Raw genomic sequence first — 20,140 nt, 5'->3', positions numbered from 1 at the left:
GTGACCGACGACCAGCTCTCGGTGGTGTTCTCCGCACTGGCCGACCCCACGCGACGTGACATCGTGGCCCGGCTGGCCGCCGGGGACGCGACCGTCAACGAACTGGCCGAGCCGTACGACGTCACGGTGCAGGCCGTGTCCAAGCACATCAAGGTCCTGGAAGACGCCGGTCTGGTCAGTCGCAGCAGAGACGCCCAGCGGCGGCCCTGCCACCTCGAGGCAGAGGTCTTCGATCTGATGACGAAGTGGATCGAGCGTTATCGGCGCGAGGCGGAGGACCGTTTTCGCCGTCTCGATGCCCTCCTGGAACAGATGGACGACGAGTATCCGGCGACAGGCACCCCGACGGATCCGACGGAGGAAGCGGCATCATGAGCAGCACCCACACGCACCACCGCAATGAGACGCAGATCGTGGCCGACCCGACTCAGCCCACCATCGTGATCACCCGGGAGTTCGACGCGCCGCCGGAGCGCGTGTTCCGGGCGTACACCGACCCCGAACTGGTCGTCCAGTGGCTCGGCCCGCGTGGGCTCACGATGCTCATCGACCAGTACGACGCGCGCAACGGTGGGTCGTACCGCTATGTGCATCGCGACGAGGACGGGACCGAGTACGGCTTCCACGGCGTGTTTCACGAGGTGCGCCCCAACGAGCGCATCGTGCAGACCTTCACCTATGAGGGCTTCCCGGACGGTGTCAGCCTGGAGACGGCCGTCTTCGAGGACCTCGGTGGTCGCACCCGGGTCACCGGAAAGTCACTCATGGACTCCGTCGAAGCCCGCGATTCGATGATCAAGAGCGGTATGGAACGCGGCGTCCGCGAGGGCTACGAGCGGCTCGACGAGCTGCTCGGCCGCCAGCAGACCGGCAACGCCGACCGACGCACCGAGACGGAGTCCTGAGCTCATGACGAGATCAGCCGCCGAGGAACACCGCATCGTCGCACGCGTATTCACCGACCGCGTACGCGGCGCGGATCCAAAGGCATGGGACAACCCGGCGCCGTGCGAGGGTTGGGTCGCCCGGGACGTCGTACGTCACCTCGTCGAGTGGCTCCCCGACTTCCTCGAAGCCGGTGCCGGAGTCGAACTGCCGAAAGGGCCCTCGGTGGACGACGACCCGGTGGCCGCCTGGGCGATGCACCGCGATGGCGTGCAGGCCCTCCTCGACGATCCAGCCACCGCACACAAACTGCTGTCGAACCCGCACATCGGAGAGATCCCACTGGACCAGGCGGTCGACCGGTTCTACACCGCCGATGTCTTCATGCACACCTGGGACCTGTCACGGGCCACCGGCCAGGACGAACACCTCGATCCTGTCACATGCGCCCAGTTGCTCGACGGGATGCTGCCGCTCGACGACGTGCTCCGTGCGAGCGGGCAGTACGGACCGCGGGTCGAGGTGTTGGAAAGCGCCGACGTCCAGACTCGCTTGCTCGCCTTCATCGGCCGCAATCCCTGACGAGCCGGAAGGCGGCGTGGCGGGGTCGGCGCAGGTCATCGAAGGCCCAGCGCATCAACAAGATCCGGGATACGCAGCCTCAACCCGTGCCGCGGTAGCGGCGCCCGATGGGCAGACCGGACGCCGCTGCCGCTCACCTTCTGGCCGGTGAGGTGACCGCCCGGCCAAGGTGCCGGGCGAGGAACCGGACCGCGCTATCGGCCTCGAACCTGGGCAGGTCAAAGTACTTGCCCGCGTTGGCGTGCAACGTCTTCTCCTTCGAGGCGAAGGCGTCGAATGGCGCGAGGCTGGCCTCGCGCGGCAACGAACTCCGCCAACTCATGCCGGAGCCGTTCCACTTCCCCCGGCTTCACACCACGAAGATGCCCACCCACCACTAGGCGAGATCACTCGACGCATGAAGCACTCCTAGCGCAGTCCGGCGAAGAGGTCGTTCTCGGGTACGGCGGCGCTGGTGGTGTCCTGGACGCGTACGAAGGTCTCGACGCCCATCAACTCGGTGAACCTTTTCTGGCCCATCTTGAGGAAGAAGATGTTCTCACCCTGGCTGGCGTGCGCGGCCAGGGCATCGAACTTCTGAGGGCCGAACGCGCTGGTGTCCACCCAGGTGGTGATCTCCTCGTCGGGGAGTCCGATCTCGGCCATCGCGGCGGCCTCGGCCGGATCCGGCTCCTGCCAGTCCGCGCCGAACTCGCGCATGGTCTCCCCGAACCGCTGCATCATTGAGCGCGGCGCCGTCGTCCAGTACACCTTCGGCGTCGGCTCGGTCATTGCCAGCGCCGCCATCGTGATGCGATTCGCCTGGATGTGGTCGGGGTGGCCGTAGAAGCCGTTCTCGTCGTAGGTGACGACCACATCGGGTTGGTAACGGCGCAAGAGTTCCGCGAGTCGGGCAGCGCCCTCCTCCACGGGTGTCTGCCAGAAGGATCCGGGGGCGTCGTTGGTCGGCCAGCCCATCATCCCGGAGTCGGCATAGTCCAGCATCTCCAGATGACTGACCTTCAGGATGTCGCAGCTTGCCTCAAGTTCTTCACGGCGCATCAAGGCGACACCTGCCGGATCGTGCCCGGGATCGCCCGGCTTGACACCGCCCGGTCCGTCTCCGCAACCACCGTCGGTGCACGTCACGAGGACCGTGCGGATGCCCTCCGCCGCGTATCGTGCGAGGACACCTCCCGTTCCGGTGGCCTCGTCGTCGGGGTGGGCGTGCACCGCCATGAGCGTCAATTGCCGGTCATTCATGAAACATTCCTCCTGAGTGAAAAGGCCTCGGTCCGAGTCTGCGGCAAAGGCGTACAAGGGGTCGCCCGGTTTCCTCGATGCGATCACCGTGGTCGCGGATGACCTCTTCCAGGCGCCGGCGCTGCTGCCGGGTCGACGCGGAGCATCGGGCAGCGGACGTGCGCTGGTCTGAACTGCCAGTCGGTGCCCGCCGAATGCGCTGTCGAGCTCAGCCGTGTCGGTGGGCAGTCGGGCGCGCACCTCGCGACTCTCAGCACATCTTCCCGATCTTCAATGCTCGCGCCCGCTCTCCGGTGTTCTCCGGGCGGATGCGCTCGGCCAGACAGTGCCGGTGGGAGATGATGGTGTGGCTGCCTGGACCGTCGTTGCTCCGCGAGTCCAGGATGAGAGCGTCTCCACCTGGGCTCAGCGTGATCGGTTCACCACAGAAGTCGCAGTGCCAGGTGAGTGATTCCAGGTCAGCAGGTCGGATGCTGAGCCGCACTGATACCGGCGGATGCCAGCGATGGATCTGCTCGATCACCGCATCGATCTGTGAACCGATGGGTGGAAAGAGCGTGAGTAGTTCCTCATGGCTGCTCGTGGTCCGGGAGAACTGCTCGATCATGTCGATGGAGACGGACAGGCCGGCGTTTTCGTAACCGACGAGCTCAACGAGCACACCCCATGGGTGATGGCTCAGGACCTTGGCCTGAACCTTCTGGCCAGGCATGAGCGCCAGGCTCTCTGTCTCGAACCTTTCCATGAACCGCTTCCCCGTCCGTCAGCCCAGCAGGCCGCGCCCCGGCAGCGCTCATGCGCGCATGTCGTCGACGTCGGAGCCGATCACCGAGCTCAGGGCCCACAAGGCGTCATCGTAATGGTGACGGTCGAACTGGAGCGGACCGAATGCCGCATAAGGTCTGTTCCGAGCATGGCGTAGTGGACGCCGTCGCCCTAAGGCGGCAATCCCGCAGGATCTTCCAGCACTTCATGCGGGCGAAGGCGTGCTCCACGCGAACCCGGCACTGCTTGTGGGACTTGTTGTGCGCCTCTTACCAGTTGGGGAGTTCCTCGTCCTTGCTGCGGCGGTGTGGCATCACCAGGCCGGTCCCCTCTTCGCCTGAAGCGGGACACCGAGGCCGACCCCGTCGCGTGATGGCTCGCGGCTGCCGCGATACGGCCCGTGATCGCCGCACACCACGGCCGATGGCGTACGGCAGGCGCGCACCCGGTTGGCGCTGTCGACTCCGCGGATCGGATTGCCAGGTCAGTCGAGCACCCTGATCTTCCTGCTCTCGGTGCTCGCGGCTCTCGGCGTGGTGGTACTGGTCTTCCAGCAGGGCCACTTCGCAAGCCTCTTCGGCGTGGGGCAGACCGGCCCGATCATGAGCCTGATGCCGATCTTCCTGGTGGGCATCGTCTTCCGACTGGCCATGGACTGCGAGGTCTTCCTGGTCTCCCGGATGCGAGAGGTGTACACCCACGGTGAGTCGGCCAAGCAGGCCGTAGTGTCCGGGTTCCGCCGCAGCGCCCGCGTGGTGGTGGCCGCCGCGCTCATCATGATGGCGGTCTTCTCCGGATTCATCGCCGAGGACGGCTCCATGATCAAGATGATCGGGTTCGGCCTGGTCATCGCTGTGCTCTTCGACGCCTTCGTCGTCCGTATGGCGATCGTGCCCGCCGTCCTGGCCCTGCTCGGCGACAAAGCCCGGTGGCTGCCGAAGTGGCTGGCCCGGATCCTGCCACGGGTCGACGTGGAAGGGGAGGCACTCGGCCGCCGACCGGCCGCGAGCCAGGACCCTGACCCGGCCCCGGTCGAAGCGGGTGTCTGACCCTGCCCCGCCCGTCACCAGGGCCGCCCGAGACAAGGTCTTGGGCGGCCCGCACGGCCGTTTTCCTGGTCCATGGCACTCTCGTGGCCGTGCGGCGCGCCATTGTCACCGACTGGACCACTGCCCTGAGCAGCCTTGGCCTCGGCTGATCCCCGGTCGGCTGCTGTGCCGCGATGCACGGTGCCGTTGGCGCGGCGAGCGGCTTGAGGGCACCGTGCATCGTCTTTGGCGTCCGGTCAGGCGGGGGTGATGTTCTCCGCCTGCGGGCCCTTCTGGCCCTGGGTGATGTCGAAGGTGACGGCCTGGCCCTCCTGGAGCTCGCGGAAGCCGCTTGCGTTGATGTTGGAGTAGTGCGCGAAGACGTCGGGGCCGCCCCCGTCCTGCGCGATGAAGCCGAAGCCCTTTTCGGCGTTGAACCACTTGACGGTTCCGCTGGCCATGTCTGTGCCTTCCATTCGATGGCGGGTCCGCACCGCGCGGACCCGGAGGTGGTCGTCCTGGTCCTCGGGCACTGCACAGCAAAACGCCCGCACCACGGCGCGGGCAGGGACTGCGAACCACGACATCTGACAGTGACGTTACACTGCGACTCCACCCGTTACCAGTGAGTAAGCCCCCAGCGGGCCAGGCAGTGTTACGGCGTGGGTCGACAGGGCGTTGTGGATCTTGTCGGGGCCGACGGGGGCTGGTACCTGCTCGCCTGGAGCCTCGCAGGTCTCTCGCGAGGGCCGACCGGTCAGGCGTCGTCTGCCTCGTCTGGATGGGAAGGCAGACGTCACCGCCGCCATGTGGATGCTCAACGTCGGAATACCGAAGAGCTGGGCAAGCGGTCGTGGGCATACCGGATGGCTGTCTTGCTGCTCTTGGCCCGGTCCGATGCCTGCACCACCGAACTACCCCGACGAGCTGCGTGAGCGAGCTGTCCGCGCGGTCCAGCCCTCGGGCCGTCCGGTTGCTCATGTTGCCCGGGATCTGGGCATCTATGAGAAAGCCTTGCGGCAATGGGTCCGCCAGGCGGAGGACGATCAAGGCGACCGGCTCGATCTGGTCACCACGGACGAGAAGACCGCGCTTCACCCAACTATGTGAGGAATGCGCCGAGTTGAGGCGGGCGAACGAGATCCTGAAAGCCGCCTCGGTGTTTTTCGCGGAGGAGCTCGACCAGCCCCGCACGAGGCCGATGTGATGATCAACCACCTCCGCGACGACTTCGGGGTCGAGCCGTTCTCTCGGGAACTTGGCCTTCCGATCTCGGCATACAACGCCCGCAGGATCCACCGTTCGTTACGGCGTAAGGGCGCTACTGCGGCCCGCTCCGCACCATTGACCGGCTGATGCGTGAGGACGGCCTGGGGGCGTCATCCGCGGGGGATACGGGAAGGGGGACGAGGCGGGCTTGATGATCTCGGCGCCACCAGCCTGCGCGGCCCTGCCGCCGCGTCCTGCAACGGCAAACTCCACACCGTCCACGACGACGGCGGCACTCTCTGCGCCTCCCTCACCCGGGGGATCCCGTAGTCGTCCGCACCCGTCGGTACCCGGCCCGGACCGCGGAACTCATCCGCAGGGCGGGGCGGCGACCCCCCGGCGGTCACCTGATGCCCAGCACCTGTGGCACGACGTGCGCGCGCCGCGCTGTGTCTGCCGGGGCCCACTCGTTGGGAGGGGCGGGCGGGGCAGTTGGCCCAGCGCTGCCGACGCCGCTCTTGTTTGTGGGCACATCATTTCTGCGGGCCGGCATCACGCGACAGAGAGGACGAGCCGTGCGACGTGGACTGATCGTGGTGGATGTGCAGAAGGACTTCTGCGAGGGCGGCAGCATCCCGGTGAAGGGCGGTGCGGACCGCGCGGCGGCCATCGCCGACATGGTGCGGCGTTCGGCGGGCGGTGGGTACGCGCATGTCGTCGCCACGCGCGACCACCACATCGACCCGGGCGGACACTTCTCCGACCATCCGGACTTCTCGACCTCGTTTCCGGTCCACTGCGTGGTCGGAAGCGAAGGCGGTGACTTCCACCCCAACTTCGCGCCCGTCACCGCGGACGGCACCGTCGACGAGGTGTTCTACAAGGGCGCCCACTCGGCATCGAAGAGCGGCTTCGAAGGCTCGACCGAGGACGGAACCCCGCTCGCCGACTGGCTGCACGGCCGCAAGATCGCAGCGGTGGACGTCGTGGGCATCGCCACCGACCACTGCGTGAAGGCCACCGCACTGGACGGCATCCGTGCCGGCTTCGCCGTCCGCGTCCTGCTCGACTACACAGCCGGAGTCGCTCCCGACACCACCCGCGCGGCCGTCGACGAGATGAGGCACGCGGGCGTGCATCTGACCGGCCATCCGGTCGTGCTCTCCTGATTGACGAGCACCGCGCGCCGCCTGACATGTACGAAGCCCGCATCGGACCATCGTTCCCGAAGACCGGCGGCCCGTCCGCCCCACGACCCCTCAGAGCCTTCAAAGACTCCGGCAACTGCACGTGGTGCCGAAGGCACGGGCGCAGATGCCCATTGAAGTTTGCGGTGCTCGAAGCGGCTGAGGAAGGCATCCCACTCCTCCGCGGTGGGAGGGTGCCCTATGTGTTTGGTCAACGGAAACAGGGCCGCGGTGAGGCCGGACGCCGGGCAGCATGGCAGTGTGACTGACTTGCTGTGGGATGACGTGAAGTGCTTCTTCGACCCGGACCTGATGGGGTCGCTGCCGGATGTGCGTGTCCCTGATGCGTCTGTGGAGGACTGGCAAGAGGTCCTCGATCTTGTTGCGGAGCAGGGCTGGCAGTGCCAGTACTCCGAAGGCGAGACGCTGCTTCCGGTGCCTCGGGCGGAGGCAGTGCTGTCCCGTTCGGCGGATGCCGAGTGCCCGAACCTGCGTGTCTGGCCGACTGCTGATGTGCTGGCGATCTTCCGCTTCTATGCGCATGACGAGATCGATTTTGACGTTGATCTGCGGGAGTCGCAGGGGCAGGTGCGACTGGATGTGTTCTGCGGCTTCTTGCGGGAGATCGGGCGGCGGTTGGGCAAGCGGGTGCTGATGGATCCGGAGGGCGGCCATGGCCATCCGGTGCTCGGCTTCGATGTCGATGCTGACCGAGTTGTCCTCATCGCAGAGCCGCTGGTCAGGTGACTGCGGCCGACGGCTGGGGTTCGTAGAGGTAGACGTCGTTGTCGCCGGTGTCGATCCGGTGCAGACCCCTCCGCTCACGCTCCCGTCCGGCCTTGCCAGGGCATCGAGCTGCCACATCCACGTTACGGAGAGCCCTTCCGGCTCGGGTGAAGCCGGTGCTCGACAGAAGGGGCAGTCATGACGGACCCGAAGGCCGGAGGCCCCATTGCGGAGCCCCGAAAAGGGTAATTGGACGGTCAGGTCGAGGCGGAAGTTGGCGGGGATGCGGGTCGGGTCGTGGATGGCGACCCAGGCATTGCGCAGGGCGCTGGTGGTGGCGTGGGCCTCGTCGATGACCGCAGGCGTACTCGGTGAGTGTGCCGTTCGGCAGGGCTGTGGTCCGTCTCCAGCTTGCGAGCTCTACGGACTGTTGAGGGCCACCGTCTCGTCCGCTACCGATGGCGACTGCGCGTCCGGCCCGGGCCCGGCGAACCGCATGGCGATGCACGCCCCCAGGTACAGCAGGGCGACGACCAGCAGCAGCGTCTGATAGCCCGTCAGTAGGGCCAGATATTCGAGCGCGCCCCCGGTCAGCGCGCCCAGCAGATTCGCGCCGAACGCGGATGTCGGGTCCGGGGCGAGCGCGAGGCGGTCCGAGAAGATGAGGTTGGCACAGAAGATGGGGGCGAAGGCCAAGGCGATGGCGGCGGCGAGCCGTCCGGCGAAGGGCAGCGAGAGCACGGCGTGTGCCGGGACGAGCCAGGCTACCGCGAGGGTGCCGAAGAGCAGGAGTTGCAGCGGCAGTTGGCTGACCCGCCGCAGTCGGCGCCGGACCTCGACCGCGGCGAGGACGGCGAGCAGGACGCCCATGAAGACCAGGGCGTTGACCAGCCAGGTCGTACCGAAGTAGAGCGCGAAACCGATCACGTTCTTCGTTTCGAGCAACATGAAGGCCGCGCCCATCAAGAACATGTCGGTGTAACGGACCGTGCTTCGGATGCGAACCCCGGTCAGGCGCACCGCCAGGAGCGTCACCAGCAGGATGGCGCCCAGTGCGCCCAGGTAGAGCGTGGGAATGTCCCGGTGGAGCAGATACGGGAAAGGGTGGTCGTCGGTCGCGGCTTCCGGGACCGTGCCGCTGGGCTGCCAAATCTGCTGACACGACTGGTCGGCGGTTGTCATCCCGGCCACCAGCACGGCCGCGTTCTTGCTGAACGTCGTCATGCAGGGGGCGTGGCCGTAGAGGTCATCGAGGGAGCCGGCGAAGCGGTCGACCAGCCAGCTCTTCCGATAGTAGTTGTACATGGCGAACGCGCCGTGTGGCGCCAGGTGATCGCGCGCGGCCTGGAAGGCCTGCCGGGTGAACAGGTAGCTTTCCAGACGCAGATTGCTCGCGCCGGCCACCAGCGTCAGCGAGTCCGGCAGTGCCAGGACGACGAGGTCGTACTTGGCGTTCGTCCGCTCCAGAAAGGCCCGTCCGTCGTTGATGTGGACGTGCACCCTGGGGTCGTCGTACGGCTTCGCGGGGTGCAGTTGTGCGCCGATCTGCTGCAGCCGGGGATCGATCTCGACCGCGTCCACGCGGCGCGCTCCGTGCGCCAGCGCGACGGCGACGTCATTGCCGTTGCCGGCCCCGATGACCAGCACGCGCTGGTGCGGGTTGCCAGGCGTCCGGTCGTACGGCTGCCGATAGGGCGAGTTCTGCTGCATCAGCGCCGGGAGCGGCGCGATGCTCTGGTGCGGCACGCCGTTGGCGGCGATGTGGTAACCCCGGGTGGTGGACGTCGAGGCCGTGAGCTGGATCTTGTAATAGGGCGACCAGGAGATCCCGGCCGTCGTCGTCTCCACGAACAGCACAGCGACCATCGCCGTCAGGGGGATGCCGTACCGCAGGGTGTTGCGCCGTCCCCCAAGGACCAGCAGGGCTGCGGCGGCGAGTACGCCCCATACGACCGACGGAGCGCGGAGCCAGGAAACCAGGGCGAAGGACACCGAGCCGGTGATGCTGCCGAGCAGGTCGTAGCGGTAGGCATCGAGCGAGGGAAGCCGGCGGAAGAGATCGGCGGTGATCTTGCCGATCGCGGTCATGATCACCGCGGTGAGCAGGAAGATGGCCGGCAGCGTCACCCACTCGGGGAAGCCGGTGGTCTTTACGGCAGTGAAGTAGATGACCTGGTCGCTGCTCTGACGCACCTGCACCGGAAACTCGCGTACCAGGATGACGAGAACCGCGAGCGGGACCGGTGCCCAGCGTTTGAGCCACTGCCCGCGCGCGGCGGGGATCAGGAACCCGATGCCGATGCCCAGGAACGACCCCAGCAGGATGAAGTTCGAAAAGTAGCTGAGGTGGACGACGTTGGCCCCCGCCCATCTGATCAGCGCCAGCTCGACGAAGAGCATGGTGGCGCTGGCCAGCAGTAGCCTCCAGCGCACCGAACGGTCGGCTTGTCTGATTCTGATCAGCTTCACGCGCATTTACGGTGCCATCTGCGGTGCGGCGAGTCGAGGCGACTTGCCGATTGTGTGACGATATTGCCTGATTCAGGTCGGTCTTGTGTGTCATCTCCATCAGCAGCACCCCGCCGACCTGGGACACCACCCCACAACCGCCGCCCTCGCCGGCCTCCTGATCACCTAGGGAACACCAGTGGCCGATGCCGGAACGGTGTGGCGGTCAGGGCTGTGACGGTGCCTGTCGCGACGGCCCCTATCGGGACACGCCCCACCGCTTCGGCGGCAGCACGCACCGCCTCTCTTCGGGCCCCGGTCGCATGTTGATGGGCCCGCACGGTCGTGGAGTCGATGTACACGACGGTCCGGTCGACGGCACAGACAGCTTCCACAGGATGCCGTTGACCACCTGGTGACGGTCCCGCACCGGACGGCCCATCCGCGACGGAGCGAGCAGCGGCTCGATCGCCGCCCAGGCCCGATCGGTCAGCTCATGACGATGCACCACGAACGGACCAACGCACCGACCACTGGTGTTCCCGAGGGGGGAACGCCAGGCAGCCGGAACTGAGTGGTGGCGGGACGATCGCTGGGATCGTTGGCAATTGATGGAGTTCGGACGGGAGCGGGCATGGGCAGTCAGAAGCGGCCGGAGATCGGCGCGGAGGTGGTCGCGGGCGGGATCCGCACCAACTATCTGGAGGAGGGGTCGGGGAATCCGGTCGTGCTGGTGCACGGTTCCGGCCCTGGAGTCACCGCGTACGCCAACTGGCGGCTGACGATTCCGGCGCTCAGCAAGCGGATGCGGGTGCTGGCTCTGGACATGGCTGGTTTCGGGTTCAGCGAGCGCCCGGAGGGGGTGCGCTACGGACTGGACCTGTGGGTCGACCAGTTGGTGGGCTTCCTGGACGCCCTGGACCTGCCCTCCGCATCCATCGTGGGCAACAGCTTTGGCGGCGCCATCGCGCTGCGGGCCGCGGCGCGGCATCCGGAGCGGGTGGACCAGCTGGTGCTGATGGGCAGTGTGGGGGTGCCCTTCCGGCTCGTCGAGGGGGAGGGGCTGGACGCTGTCTGGGGCTACGAGCCGTCCATCGAGAACATGCGGCGACTGCTGGACATCTTCGCCCACTCCAGGGAGCTGGTGAACGACGAACTGGCCGAGGTGCGCTATCGGGCCAGCGTCCAGCCCGGGTTCCAGGAGGCGTTCTCGGCGATGTTCCCGGCGCCCCGGCAGCGCTGGGCCGACGCCATGGTCACCCCCGACGAGGAGATCAGTGCCCTGCCGCACCGGACCCTGATTGTCCACGGCCGGGAGGACAAGGTGATTCCCCTGGCCAACTCACTGCGACTGCTGGAGCTGATTCCCTCCGCGCAACTCCATGTCTTCGGCCGCTGCGGGCACTGGACCCAGATCGAGTGGGCCGACGCGTTCAACGAACTCGTGGGCGACTTCCTGACCTCCTGAGCGGCCTTCAGAGCGGCCTCCTGAGCGACTTCCGGGGCGCGGCCTCCCGGCGGCCTTCCGAGCGGCCCCCGACCGGGGCCGAGCCCCCTGGGCCCGGGCCCATGTTCCGGCGTGAGGAACGCCGGTGGCGCCCCCGGCCGCCCCGGCGCAGCCTCATCTCCAGGCCGTGGCAGGACCGGCCAGGAGGAGTATCCACGTGACCCCATTCATGCTCAGCGTCGCCGAGGTCCTGGGGCAGGACCCCGCGGCCGGCGCACCCCCAGTCCCCGGGACCCGACCCAGTGAGCCGACCTCGACCGGAACCGGTGCCGACCGGCAGGTGGCCGTTCGGGCTCTGGCCGAACAGTTGGTGTGCGAGGCCAACGCCGTGCTGGCCGAGGCGGACGACCATCTGGCGCTGACCGACGAACTGTCGGTCGGCGAGCTGGCCTTCTCGGTGCACTACCGGGGCCGTACGGCCCGGGTGTCCACCCGCTTCTCGGACGGCACCGCCTACGGACGGCTGGTCGGTGACGGCCTGACCGCCACCGAGCCCCGGGAGCTGAACGGCCCCGAGGCACTGACCGACCTGCTGTTGATGCTGCTGGTCGAGTCGGGCGCGCCCCGCCGTCCGGCCGCCGTCTGACCAGCCCGTTCCCTACTGCGGAACGGCGCTGGCCACCCCCTTGTGGCCCGGGCCACAGTCCTCGCACACACCCGAGGAGACGACATTGCAGTACGAACTGCGTACCCAGGTCATCGAACCGAGGCGCAAGACATTCCAGTACCTCATCGACCGCTACGGCGACCGCCCGGCATCCCGGTACGAAGAGGGCACCATCGACGTCCAGCCCACCGAGCACTTCCACTACCGGCCGCTGTGGGCGCCCGACAAGGAGCTCTACGACGAGAGCTGGAGCACCTTCCGGCTCACCGACCCGTACTCCTTCACCGACCCCCGCCAGTACTACTACGCCCCCTACGTCACCGCCCGCGCCTCGCTGCACGACGCCTTCGCCCGGACCCTGGAGTACCTGGAGAGCAGGGACCTGCTGGACCGGCTGCCCGAGCAATGGCGCCGGCTGATCGCCCAGGTGGTGCTGCCGCTACGGCACTACGAGTCCGGCGCCCAGATGGTCGGCACCGCCGCCGCCCGCTTCTGCTACGGCGCGACCATCGCCCAGTGCTGCGCCTACGCCGCCTTCGACCGAGTGGGTAACGCCCAGATCCTCAGCCGGGCCGGGATCGCCCTCGGCGGCGGCACCGCCGGACCGCTTCAGGACGCCAAGCAGGCCTGGCTGGATCAGCCCTCGCTGCAGCCGCTGCGCCGGTATGTCGAGGAACTACTGGTCGAGGAGGACTGGGCGGTCGCGATGATCGGCCAGGACCTGGCCGACCGGCTGATCTACGCCCTGCTGTACCGCACGCTCGACGAGGCGGCCCTGCTGGGCGGCGCGGGCGGCTACAGCCTGGTGGCCCAGCATCTGAACGCCTGGTTCGCCGACCAGAGCCGCTGGATCGAGGGGCTGTACAAGGCCTGGCTCGCCGACCCCGAGCGCGGCGGCGCCAACGGTGCCGCACTGGCCGCAGTGGTGGAGCGCCGGCTGCCGGCCGCCATCGACGCGGTCACCGCACTGGCCGCCGCCGCGGACGACCTGGTCGGCGCCGGCTGCCGGGCCACCGTCGAGGAGACCGCCGCCGTGGTCCGTACCACCCTGAGCGCCCTCGGCGCGCCGATCAAGGAGCACAGCGCATGACCAGCACCCGCGCCGGTCGCCCGGTCCGCAACGTCGGCGTCGACCTGCAGGAGAACGAGGACACCCGCGCACTCGTCGAGGCGATCGAGTCCGTCAACGACGAACTCACGGTCCTCCGGCTGCCCGGCCTGGTGAAGATCCAGTCCCCGGGGCGGCTGGTGATCATCCGGGAGAGCGTCGAGGAACGGTTGGGACGCCCGTGGGAGACCCACGAGTTCCAGCTCGCCATCGTCTCCTACTCCGGCCACTTCGCCGAGTGGGACGACGACGAGATCGTCATCGCCTGGGACCACTGAGGAGACCAACGAACATGGCCGCCACCCCGCGCAAACTGTCGATGAAGCAGCGCTATTCGGCGCTCACCCGTGACCTGGACTGGGAGCCCTCGTACGTCGACCCTCAGAAGGTCTTCCCGTACACCACCTTCGAGGGCATCAAGATCCACGACTGGTCGAAGTGGGAGGACCCCTTCCGGCTGACCGTCGACGCCTACTGCAAGTACCAGGCCGAGAAGGACAAGCGGCTGTACGCGGTGCTCGACGGCGCCGCGCAGAGCCAGGGCCACCTGTCCCTGTCGGACGCCAGGTATCTGAACGCGATGAAGCTCTTCCTCCAGGGCGTCACGCCGCTGGAGTACCAGGCGCACCGCAACTTCGCCTTCCTCGCCCGTCACCTCAACGGCCCCGGCCCCCGGTTCGCCGCCCTGTGCCAGTCGGTCGACGAACTGCGGCACGCCCAGACCGAGATCCACACGCTGTCGGCGTACAACAAGTACTACGGCGGCTTCCACTCCTGGAACACCATGCACGACCGGGTGTGGTACCTGAGCGTCCCGAAGTCCTACTTCGACGACGCCCTGTCTGCAGGGCCGTTCGAGTTCCTGATCGCGATCGGGTTCTCCTTCGAGTACCTGCTGACGAACCTGCTGTTCGTGCCGTTCATGTCCGGTGCCAGCTTCAACGGCGACCTGCCCACCATGACGTTCGGCTTCTCCGCGCAGAGCGATGAGAGCCGGCACATGACGCTCGGTCTGGAGGCCATCAAGTTCCTGCTGGAGCAGGACGAGGCCAATGTGCCGATCGTGCAGGAGTGGATCGACAAGTGGTTCTGGCGCGGCTATCGCGTCACCGCGCTGATCGCCCAGATGCTCGACTACATGCTGCCGCGCAAGGTGATGAGCTGGAAGGAGGCCTTCGAGCTCTACTTCGAGGAGCAGATGCTGAACGGCCTCTTCCCGGACCTGGAGTTCTACGGCATCCGCCCGCCGAAGCACGTACAGCAGGCGATCGACGAGAAGGAGATCCTCAGCCACCAGGTCTACTGGGTGCTCCACCAGTTCAGCTTCGCCGCGGCGTTCACCACCACCGTCCCCGGTGCCGAGGACCAACAGTGGCTGGCGGCCAACTACCCGGACACCTTCGAGAAGTTCTACAAGCCGCTGTGGGACAAGGCCCAGCGGGTGGTGGACGGCGGAGGCCGCTTCTTCTACCCGGGGCTGCCGCAGCTGTGCCAGGTGTGCCAGATTCCGATGCTGTTCACCGAGCCGGGCGATCCCACGACGATCTGCCAGCGGCACACCGAGTACAAGGGCGAGCGGTTCGACTTCTGCTCGGACGGCTGCCAGTGGGTCTTCGAACGCGAGCCCGAGAAGTACGTCCAGGCATGGCTGCCGGTGCACCAGATCTTCCAGGGCAACTGCGGCGGCCCCACGGTGCCCGAAGTCCTCGCCTGGTACGGCCTCCAGGACGGGGACGGCGGCGAATACACCGGGTCCGCCGACAACGAGAACTGGGAGCGCTGGCACTCCGGCGCTCCGGTGGGGAGCTGAGCCATGCCGGTCCGCGCGATCGCACCGTACGACTTCCCGTCCAGCTCCCGTCAGGAGCTGTACGGCGACGACCAGTTGGTCCACCTGTGGTGGCGGGACAACATGTGGTTCGGCGCCGCCGCCTGTGTCCGTACACCCAGGGCGATGACCTGGGCCCAGTTCCGCTCCGCGGTGGTCACCCCCTGGGCGTCCGCCGACCCGGACTACGACGCGGACGCCGCCTGGCGATGGAGCATCGACGGCAGGCCCGTCGAGCCGTCCGACGACCAGACGCTCGAAGCCCTCGGTGTGGGCCACAAGAGCCTGCTGGCCTTCCAGCGCTGAGAGCCCAGCGGTGCCCACAGTGACCGTGCAGCCCGAGGGCGTGGTCGTTCAGCTGCGTGCGGGGGAGACCGTCCTGGAGGGTCTCCACCGCGCGGGCTACGCCTACCGGACAGGATGCCGACGCGGCGGGTGCGGGATCTGCAAAGTGGATCTGGTGGCCGGCGACGTCGAATACCACAAGGCCGTCGCCGACACCGTCCTCCCCGCGGCCGAGCGCGGCTCGGGCACCTGCCTGACCTGCCGCGCCGTTCCCATCGGCGATGTCTGCATCACCCTGCGCAACGACCGGTTGCGCGCCATTCACCCACTGCTGGCGTTTCGGCCGAGCAGCACGCCCGCCGGCGGGACCGGCATCGAGAATCAGGAGCCGCAATGACAGTCATGCGCCTGGGATACGTCCACGCGCGCGTCACCGACCTCACCGACGCCAGGAGCCACTACGTGGACACCTTGGGTCTGCGCCCCGTCCAGGAGGACCCCGGCCGGCTGCTGCTCAAGGCCTGGGACGAGTGGGACCACCACTCGGTCGTCCTCGAGGAGGGCGGCGTCGGCCTCAACAAGCTCGGCTACAAGGTCCACGACCCGGCGGACCTGGACGGGTTCGAGAAGCGTGCCCAGCAGTTCGGCTGCCGGGTGGAGCGGATGAGCAAGGGCGACAACCCCGAGGTCAGCGACGGCATCCGGATCTTCACGCCCTCCGAGCACGTCCTGGAGCTGTACCACGACATGACTCTGGTCGGCACCGAGGTCGGCAGCCTCAACCCCGACGTGTTCCCGCGCCATCTGGTCGGCGTCGGCGTGCCCAACATCGACCACGCGCTGATCACCGCCGAGGACGTCAATCTGATGGACCGCTTCTTCGCGGAGGTGCTGGACTTCTACACCACCGAGCGGGTAGCCACCTCGCTCGACGACGACGCCGAGTACATCGGCACCTGGATGAGCGCGGGCCAGAAGGTCCACGACATCGCCGTGATCAAGGGCCCGCAGGGCAAACTGCACCACTTCGCCTTCGAACTCGGCGACTGGGCCGACGTGCTGCACGCCGGTGACCTGTTCGCCATGGACGACGTCTCCGTGGACACGGGCCCGACCCAGCACGGCATCACCCGGGGCAAGACGATCTACTTCTTCGACCCCTCGGGCAACCGCAACGAGGTCTTCGCCGGCGGCTACCGGGCCTACCCGGACCGCCCCTGCGTGACCTGGACCCCCGACCAGCTGGCCAAGGGGATCTTCTACGTCGGGCGGGAACTCAACGAGCGCTTCACCAGCGTGCTCACCTGACCCCGGGCACCCCGAGCGAACCACCTGAAGAACACGGCCGTGGGGCCCCCCCCCCCCCCCCGGCCCCCCGCCCCCCCCCCCCCCCCCCCCCCCCCCCGCCGCCCCCCCCCCCCCCCCCCCCCGCCCCCACGGCCCCCACCCAGCCCGGAGCCGCCGCATGACCCAGACCCATCGCATCACCGTGGAACCTGTCGGACGCGAAGTCGAGTGCCGCGAGGACCAGACCATCCTGGACGCCTGTCTACGGGCCGGCGTCTGGCTGCCCCACTCCTGCACCCACGGCACCTGCGCCACCTGCAAGTCGGAGGTCCTCGACGGAGAGGTGGATCACGGCGAGGCCTCCGCCTTCGCCCTGATGGACTTCGAACGCGACGAGGGCAAGGTCCTCACCTGCTGCGCCCGTCCACGCTCCGACGTGGTGATCGAGGCAGACCTCGATACGGGTGACGGGGACGAGGACATCCCCGTCCATCCGGTGACCGACTTCACCGCCACGGTCGTCGCGCTGGAGGAGATCGCCCTGGACACCCGCCGGCTGGTCGTCGAACTCGACCGCGACCTCGCCTTCAACGCCGGGCAGTACCTCAGGTTCACCGTGCCCGACGGCGGAGCGGACCGCACCTACTCGATCGCCACCCCGCCGTCCCGGCCGCGCACCCTGGAGTTCCATGTCCGGCGCATGCCCGGCGGCGTGGCCACCGACGGCTGGATCTTCAGCAGCCTGCGGGTCGGCGACCGTATCGAACTGTCCGGACCCTACGGCCGCTTCGTGCTGCGCACCTCGCGGGACGAACCCGCGGTGATGGTCGCCGGCGGCACCGGCCTGGCACCGATCAAAGCCATGATCCTGGATGCCCTGGAGAACGGCGCCCACGACGGTCACCTCACGCTCTACCAGGGCGCCCGCACCCGCCAGTGGCTCTACGACGTGGACTTCTTCCGCGACCTGGAGCGGTGTCACCCGGACCGCTTCCGCTACCGGCCATGCCTGTCCGAAGAAGAGGCCGAGGGCTTCGCGACCGGTCTGGTGACCGATGTCCTGGCCGCCGACCATGACTCGCTGCGTGGCCATGTGGGCTATGTCTGCGGTCCGCCGCCGATGGTGGAGGCCGCCCTGAAGACCCTGATGAGCAGGAGGCTCTTCCCCCGGGACATCTACCGGGAGGACTTCTTCAGCGAGGGCGACAAGGCGGCGGGTGCCGTCCGCTCGCCCCTGATCAAGAGGTGACGTGACATGGTGCCGGATGCCAGGAACACGGCCTCGCTGACCTACGCGGCCGCGCTGCGCATTCTGCCGGCGGCGGCCGAGGAAGCGGAACGGCTCGGCGTGGCCGTCTGTATGGCGGTCGCCGACAGCGGCGGCAACCCGCTGGCCTTCGGCCGGATGGACGGCGCGCCGCTGATGTCTGCGAAGATCGCCCAGGACAAGGCGTACACCGTGGTGGCCTTCAACGGTCTGCCGACGCACCGCTGGTACGACATGATCGCCGACGAGCCGGCCCTGCTGCACGGCATCGTGCACACCGACCGCCTGGTGATCTTCGGCGGCGGGATGCCGGTCCGGGCGGACGGTGAGCTGCTCGGTGCGATCGGCGTCTCCGGAGGCACCGCGGACCAGGACCGGGCGATCGCGGAGGCGGGCGCCGCGGCGGTGACCGGCCGGTCGTCGCAGAAGCCATGACGAACCCGTAGGCGCTGAGCCTGCCGTACCAGGGCGGCTGTCACATGGACTGTCTCCGTGCGGCGGGCGTCCTTTTGGCTCTGCGCCTGGCCGTCAGCTGTCGTCCGAGGGCCAGCGCGGCGGTCCGTACGGCGGGCCCCATCCGCTCGATGTCCAGCTGGCTGCTCCGGCCGGTCACCGACAGCGCCGCGATCGGCAATCCGTCGGCGCCCAGCACGGGCGCCGCGACACAGACCGTGCCGACGCCCGACTCTTCCCGGTCGTAGGCCACCCCGGTCCGGCGGACGTTCTCCAACTCCCGCAACAGGGCGCCGGGAGCGACGATGGTGAACGGGCTGCACGGCGGCAGACCCGCCCTGATCCGCTCGGCCGCCACCTCGGGCGGCGAGAAGGCGAGGATCGCCTTGCCGACCCCGGTGGCATGAGCGGGCATCCGGCCGCCGACCCGTGAGGGCAGTCCTGGATGGGCCTTGCCGCCCAGGATCTCGATGTAGACCACCTCCACCCCCTCCCGCACCGCGAGATGCACCGTGGCGTGGGTGACCTCGCGCAGGTCCTCCATCAGCGGCAGCGCCGCCTCGCGCAGATCGCGCTGGCGGGGCACCAACTGGCCGAGTTCGAACAGGTGCAGCCCCAGCCTCAGCCCTCGGGGCGTCTGCTCCAGGAGACCGAGCCGGCACAGCTCGCCGGCCAGCCGGTGCACGGTCGACTTGGCCAGTCCGGTGCGGCGTCCCAGCTCGGAGGCGGACACCGCCGTGTCGTCCGGCGCGAAGGCATCCAGGATCGACATGGCACGGGCCAGTACGGAGGGTGCGGGACCGTCCCGCTCAGTGGGAAACATCAGTTGCATTGTTGGGGACATTTGGGCCACAGTCCAGGCACGCGAGGCTCTCGATGCGGAGGTCCCCCATGGTTTCGATCATCGACCCGGCTCCGTCCGCCGGAATCCCGGTGCGGACCGAAGGGGAACCGCCCGAAGGCCCCGACGGTGCTCTGAAGGACGGCGGCCTTAGGTCGGTGGGCGCGGCCCTCGACGTACTGGAGTGTTTCGCGCTCGAGGAGCAGCTGGGCGTCAGCGACGTCGCCCGCCGCCTGGGCGTGGCCAAGAGCACCGCGCACCGGCTGCTGAGCGCCCTGTGCGCCCGGGGGCTGACCGAGAAGGACCCGGCGACCCGGCAGTACCGGCTCGGCATGCACCTGGTCGAGCTGGGCCAGATCGCGCACAGCCGGGTGGAGCTGCGCAAGACCGCCTTCCCGATGCTGGAGGAACTGCGCGAGGTCAGCGGGTGCACCGTGCACCTGTCGATCCCCGACGGAATCGAGGCGCTCCAGATCGAGCGCCTGGACAGCATCCGCGCGATCCCCCTGATGGCCCACGTCCGCCGCCGCTGGCCGCTGCACGTGACCAGCTCCGGCAAGGTGATCGCGGCCTTCGCCCCCGAGCTGGCGGCGGCCCGCAAGGCGGCCGGGTTCCCGGTCTGCACCGAGCGCACCATTCGAACCGCGGAGGAGTTCGACCGGGTGCTGGCCCAGGTGCGCCGCACTGGATTCGCCACCAACCTCGGCGAGGCCAAGGACGGCGCCGCCTCGGTCGCCGCCCCGGTGCTGGACCGGTCCGGCAGGTCCCGGGCCGCCATCTCGCTGATGGGACCGGTTGCCGAGATCGCCGGGGACCTCGGCCGCCGGGCCCAGCTGGTGACGGTCGCCGCCCGCAAGGTCGCCCGGTGTCTGGGGGCCTGAGCAC

General features: G+C 68.3%; 22 protein-coding genes and 4 pseudogenes. 18 read left to right on the top strand and 8 right to left on the bottom strand.

Translation table 11 applies throughout. The features are described from left to right. Genes ACZ4EG_RS44000 through ACZ4EG_RS43990 form a run of 3 tightly spaced genes read left to right on the top strand, consistent with a single transcriptional unit; the run spans nucleotide 1 to nucleotide 1,467 of the window. Nucleotides 1-375 carry an ArsR/SmtB family transcription factor gene (locus ACZ4EG_RS44000; protein WP_467794678.1) on the top strand — a complete coding sequence of 125 codons (375 nt, stop codon included), beginning with the start codon at nucleotides 1-3 and terminating at the stop codon, nucleotides 373-375. After that, on the top strand, nucleotides 372-905 hold the full coding sequence (locus tag ACZ4EG_RS43995) for an SRPBCC family protein (RefSeq protein WP_467794677.1): 534 nt from the start codon (nucleotides 372-374) through the stop codon (nucleotides 903-905). Before ACZ4EG_RS44000 ends, ACZ4EG_RS43995 begins: the two co-directional genes overlap by 4 nt. Nucleotides 906-909: 4 nt before the next feature. Continuing rightward, a complete protein-coding gene (locus ACZ4EG_RS43990) occupies nucleotides 910-1,467 on the top strand; it encodes a TIGR03086 family metal-binding protein (RefSeq protein ID WP_467794676.1) in 558 nt (185 codons plus the stop codon). Between the two features lie 133 nt (nucleotides 1,468-1,600). Here the strand turns inward: ACZ4EG_RS43990 and ACZ4EG_RS43985 are convergent. The 4 genes and pseudogenes from ACZ4EG_RS43985 to ACZ4EG_RS43970 all read right to left on the bottom strand — a co-directional run. Next, nucleotides 1,601-1,771, bottom strand: a pseudogene (locus ACZ4EG_RS43985) (alpha/beta hydrolase); the annotation flags it as partial. Between the two features lie 104 nt (nucleotides 1,772-1,875). Then, a complete protein-coding gene (locus ACZ4EG_RS43980) occupies nucleotides 1,876-2,709 on the bottom strand; it encodes a PIG-L family deacetylase (protein WP_453549382.1) in 834 nt (277 codons plus the stop codon). Between the two features lie 250 nt (nucleotides 2,710-2,959). Then, nucleotides 2,960-3,454, bottom strand: coding sequence for a hypothetical protein (locus ACZ4EG_RS43975; RefSeq protein WP_453549385.1), 495 nt, complete (start codon nucleotides 3,452-3,454; stop codon nucleotides 2,960-2,962). Nucleotides 3,455-3,543: 89 nt separating this feature from the next. Further along, a pseudogene (locus tag ACZ4EG_RS43970) lies at nucleotides 3,544-3,812 on the bottom strand (transposase family protein); the annotation flags it as partial. Nucleotides 3,813-3,965: 153 nt separating this feature from the next. Here ACZ4EG_RS43970 and ACZ4EG_RS43965 point away from each other — a divergent pair. Further along, nucleotides 3,966-4,523, top strand: a pseudogene (locus ACZ4EG_RS43965) (MMPL family transporter); the annotation flags it as partial. Between the two features lie 236 nt (nucleotides 4,524-4,759). On the opposite strand, the gene ACZ4EG_RS43960 reads toward ACZ4EG_RS43965, so the two are convergent. Next, the gene (locus tag ACZ4EG_RS43960) at nucleotides 4,760-4,963 is read right to left on the bottom strand and encodes a cold-shock protein (protein WP_037751662.1); all 204 of its coding nucleotides are present in this window, start codon (nucleotides 4,961-4,963) and stop codon (nucleotides 4,760-4,762) included. A 346-nt stretch (nucleotides 4,964-5,309) separates the two neighbouring features. On the opposite strand from ACZ4EG_RS43960, the gene ACZ4EG_RS43955 reads away from it, so the two are divergent. The 3 genes from ACZ4EG_RS43955 (at nucleotide 5,310) to ACZ4EG_RS43945 (ending at nucleotide 7,645) form a co-directional block, all read left to right on the top strand. Then, nucleotides 5,310-5,612: a transposase gene (locus ACZ4EG_RS43955; RefSeq protein ID WP_467794675.1), complete on the top strand. Its 303-nt coding sequence runs from the start codon at nucleotides 5,310-5,312 to the stop codon at nucleotides 5,610-5,612. Nucleotides 5,613-6,286: 674 nt separating this feature from the next. Further along, on the top strand, nucleotides 6,287-6,880 hold the full coding sequence (locus ACZ4EG_RS43950; RefSeq protein ID WP_467794674.1) for an isochorismatase family protein: 594 nt from the start codon (nucleotides 6,287-6,289) through the stop codon (nucleotides 6,878-6,880). 279 nt (nucleotides 6,881-7,159) lie between these two features. Next, nucleotides 7,160-7,645 carry a hypothetical protein gene (locus tag ACZ4EG_RS43945; protein WP_467794673.1) on the top strand — a complete coding sequence of 162 codons (486 nt, stop codon included), beginning with the start codon at nucleotides 7,160-7,162 and terminating at the stop codon, nucleotides 7,643-7,645. 399 nt (nucleotides 7,646-8,044) lie between these two features. Here ACZ4EG_RS43945 and ACZ4EG_RS43940 read toward each other — a convergent pair whose 3' ends face one another. Both ACZ4EG_RS43940 and ACZ4EG_RS43935 read right to left on the bottom strand, forming a co-directional pair. Continuing rightward, on the bottom strand, nucleotides 8,045-10,093 hold the full coding sequence (locus ACZ4EG_RS43940) for a spermine/spermidine synthase domain-containing protein (protein WP_467794672.1): 2,049 nt from the start codon (nucleotides 10,091-10,093) through the stop codon (nucleotides 8,045-8,047). Nucleotides 10,094-10,341: 248 nt separating this feature from the next. Next, nucleotides 10,342-10,583: pseudogene (locus ACZ4EG_RS43935) on the bottom strand (transposase); the annotation flags it as partial. Between the two features lie 123 nt (nucleotides 10,584-10,706). Here ACZ4EG_RS43935 and ACZ4EG_RS43930 point away from each other — a divergent pair. The 10 genes from ACZ4EG_RS43930 (at nucleotide 10,707) to ACZ4EG_RS43885 (ending at nucleotide 18,396) form a co-directional block, all read left to right on the top strand. Further along, on the top strand, nucleotides 10,707-11,540 hold the full coding sequence (locus tag ACZ4EG_RS43930; protein WP_467794671.1) for an alpha/beta fold hydrolase: 834 nt from the start codon (nucleotides 10,707-10,709) through the stop codon (nucleotides 11,538-11,540). A gap of 196 nt (nucleotides 11,541-11,736) precedes the next feature. Next, nucleotides 11,737-12,165 (top strand): hypothetical protein, encoded by a 429-nt coding sequence (locus tag ACZ4EG_RS43925; protein WP_467794670.1) that lies wholly within the window; start codon nucleotides 11,737-11,739, stop codon nucleotides 12,163-12,165. Nucleotides 12,166-12,250: 85 nt separating this feature from the next. Continuing rightward, nucleotides 12,251-13,276: a ferritin family protein gene (locus ACZ4EG_RS43920; RefSeq protein ID WP_467794669.1), complete on the top strand. Its 1,026-nt coding sequence runs from the start codon at nucleotides 12,251-12,253 to the stop codon at nucleotides 13,274-13,276. Continuing rightward, nucleotides 13,273-13,572 (top strand): MmoB/DmpM family protein, encoded by a 300-nt coding sequence (locus ACZ4EG_RS43915; protein WP_467794668.1) that lies wholly within the window; start codon nucleotides 13,273-13,275, stop codon nucleotides 13,570-13,572. The genes ACZ4EG_RS43920 and ACZ4EG_RS43915 overlap by 4 nt, the downstream gene beginning before the upstream one ends. A 14-nt stretch (nucleotides 13,573-13,586) precedes the next feature. Continuing rightward, complete coding sequence (locus ACZ4EG_RS43910; RefSeq protein ID WP_467794667.1) at nucleotides 13,587-15,104, top strand: YHS domain-containing protein; 1,518 nt, start codon at nucleotides 13,587-13,589, stop codon at nucleotides 15,102-15,104. A gap of 3 nt (nucleotides 15,105-15,107) precedes the next feature. Then, the gene (locus ACZ4EG_RS43905; RefSeq protein WP_453561704.1) at nucleotides 15,108-15,428 is read left to right on the top strand and encodes a phenol hydroxylase subunit P4; all 321 of its coding nucleotides are present in this window, start codon (nucleotides 15,108-15,110) and stop codon (nucleotides 15,426-15,428) included. 19 nt (nucleotides 15,429-15,447) lie between these two features. Next, complete coding sequence (locus tag ACZ4EG_RS43900) at nucleotides 15,448-15,804, top strand: 2Fe-2S iron-sulfur cluster-binding protein (protein WP_453561706.1); 357 nt, start codon at nucleotides 15,448-15,450, stop codon at nucleotides 15,802-15,804. Further along, the gene (locus ACZ4EG_RS43895; RefSeq protein WP_467794666.1) at nucleotides 15,801-16,715 is read left to right on the top strand and encodes a catechol 2,3-dioxygenase; all 915 of its coding nucleotides are present in this window, start codon (nucleotides 15,801-15,803) and stop codon (nucleotides 16,713-16,715) included. The genes ACZ4EG_RS43900 and ACZ4EG_RS43895 overlap by 4 nt, the downstream gene beginning before the upstream one ends. 157 nt (nucleotides 16,716-16,872) lie before the next feature. Next, nucleotides 16,873-17,943 (top strand): 2Fe-2S iron-sulfur cluster-binding protein, encoded by a 1,071-nt coding sequence (locus ACZ4EG_RS43890; protein ID WP_467794665.1) that lies wholly within the window; start codon nucleotides 16,873-16,875, stop codon nucleotides 17,941-17,943. Between the two features lie 6 nt (nucleotides 17,944-17,949). Beyond that, nucleotides 17,950-18,396 (top strand): GlcG/HbpS family heme-binding protein, encoded by a 447-nt coding sequence (locus tag ACZ4EG_RS43885; RefSeq protein ID WP_467794664.1) that lies wholly within the window; start codon nucleotides 17,950-17,952, stop codon nucleotides 18,394-18,396. Between the two features lie 40 nt (nucleotides 18,397-18,436). Here ACZ4EG_RS43885 and ACZ4EG_RS43880 read toward each other — a convergent pair whose 3' ends face one another. Then, on the bottom strand, nucleotides 18,437-19,237 hold the full coding sequence (locus ACZ4EG_RS43880; RefSeq protein ID WP_467794663.1) for an IclR family transcriptional regulator: 801 nt from the start codon (nucleotides 19,235-19,237) through the stop codon (nucleotides 18,437-18,439). Nucleotides 19,238-19,305: 68 nt separating this feature from the next. Here ACZ4EG_RS43880 and ACZ4EG_RS43875 point away from each other — a divergent pair, with 68 nt between their 5' ends. Beyond that, nucleotides 19,306-20,136, top strand: a complete 831-nt coding sequence (locus tag ACZ4EG_RS43875) for an IclR family transcriptional regulator (protein ID WP_467794662.1) — start codon at nucleotides 19,306-19,308, stop codon at nucleotides 20,134-20,136. The last annotated feature ends 4 nt before the right edge of the window (nucleotides 20,137-20,140 follow it).

This window comes from Streptomyces sp. NPDC025638 (genome assembly GCF_055558775.1).
Note: the sequence above shows the minus strand (reverse complement) of the source record. Positions and strands in the feature narration are given on the sequence as shown.

Excerpts from the sequence above, each read along its gene's own strand:
- ACZ4EG_RS43980 (WP_453549382.1), bottom strand. The coding sequence starts at position 2,709 with ATGAATGACCGGCAATTGACGCTCATGGCGGTGCACGCCCACCCCGAC.
- ACZ4EG_RS43960 (WP_037751662.1), bottom strand. The coding sequence starts at position 4,963 with ATGGCCAGCGGAACCGTCAAGTGGTTCAACGCCGAAAAGGGCTTCGGC.
- ACZ4EG_RS43880 (WP_467794663.1), bottom strand. The coding sequence starts at position 19,237 with ATGTTTCCCACTGAGCGGGACGGTCCCGCACCCTCCGTACTGGCCCGT.
- ACZ4EG_RS43915 (WP_467794668.1), top strand. The coding sequence starts at position 13,273 with ATGACCAGCACCCGCGCCGGTCGCCCGGTCCGCAACGTCGGCGTCGAC.
- ACZ4EG_RS43895 (WP_467794666.1), top strand. The coding sequence starts at position 15,801 with ATGACAGTCATGCGCCTGGGATACGTCCACGCGCGCGTCACCGACCTC.
- ACZ4EG_RS43910 (WP_467794667.1), top strand. The coding sequence starts at position 13,587 with ATGGCCGCCACCCCGCGCAAACTGTCGATGAAGCAGCGCTATTCGGCG.
- ACZ4EG_RS43930 (WP_467794671.1), top strand. The coding sequence starts at position 10,707 with ATGGGCAGTCAGAAGCGGCCGGAGATCGGCGCGGAGGTGGTCGCGGGC.
- ACZ4EG_RS43955 (WP_467794675.1), top strand. The coding sequence starts at position 5,310 with ATGTGGATGCTCAACGTCGGAATACCGAAGAGCTGGGCAAGCGGTCGT.
- ACZ4EG_RS43885 (WP_467794664.1), top strand. The coding sequence starts at position 17,950 with ATGGTGCCGGATGCCAGGAACACGGCCTCGCTGACCTACGCGGCCGCG.
- ACZ4EG_RS43905 (WP_453561704.1), top strand. The coding sequence starts at position 15,108 with ATGCCGGTCCGCGCGATCGCACCGTACGACTTCCCGTCCAGCTCCCGT.
- ACZ4EG_RS43990 (WP_467794676.1), top strand. The coding sequence starts at position 910 with ATGACGAGATCAGCCGCCGAGGAACACCGCATCGTCGCACGCGTATTC.
- ACZ4EG_RS43875 (WP_467794662.1), top strand. The coding sequence starts at position 19,306 with ATGGTTTCGATCATCGACCCGGCTCCGTCCGCCGGAATCCCGGTGCGG.
- ACZ4EG_RS43890 (WP_467794665.1), top strand. The coding sequence starts at position 16,873 with ATGACCCAGACCCATCGCATCACCGTGGAACCTGTCGGACGCGAAGTC.
- ACZ4EG_RS43995 (WP_467794677.1), top strand. The coding sequence starts at position 372 with ATGAGCAGCACCCACACGCACCACCGCAATGAGACGCAGATCGTGGCC.
- ACZ4EG_RS43975 (WP_453549385.1), bottom strand. The coding sequence starts at position 3,454 with ATGGAAAGGTTCGAGACAGAGAGCCTGGCGCTCATGCCTGGCCAGAAG.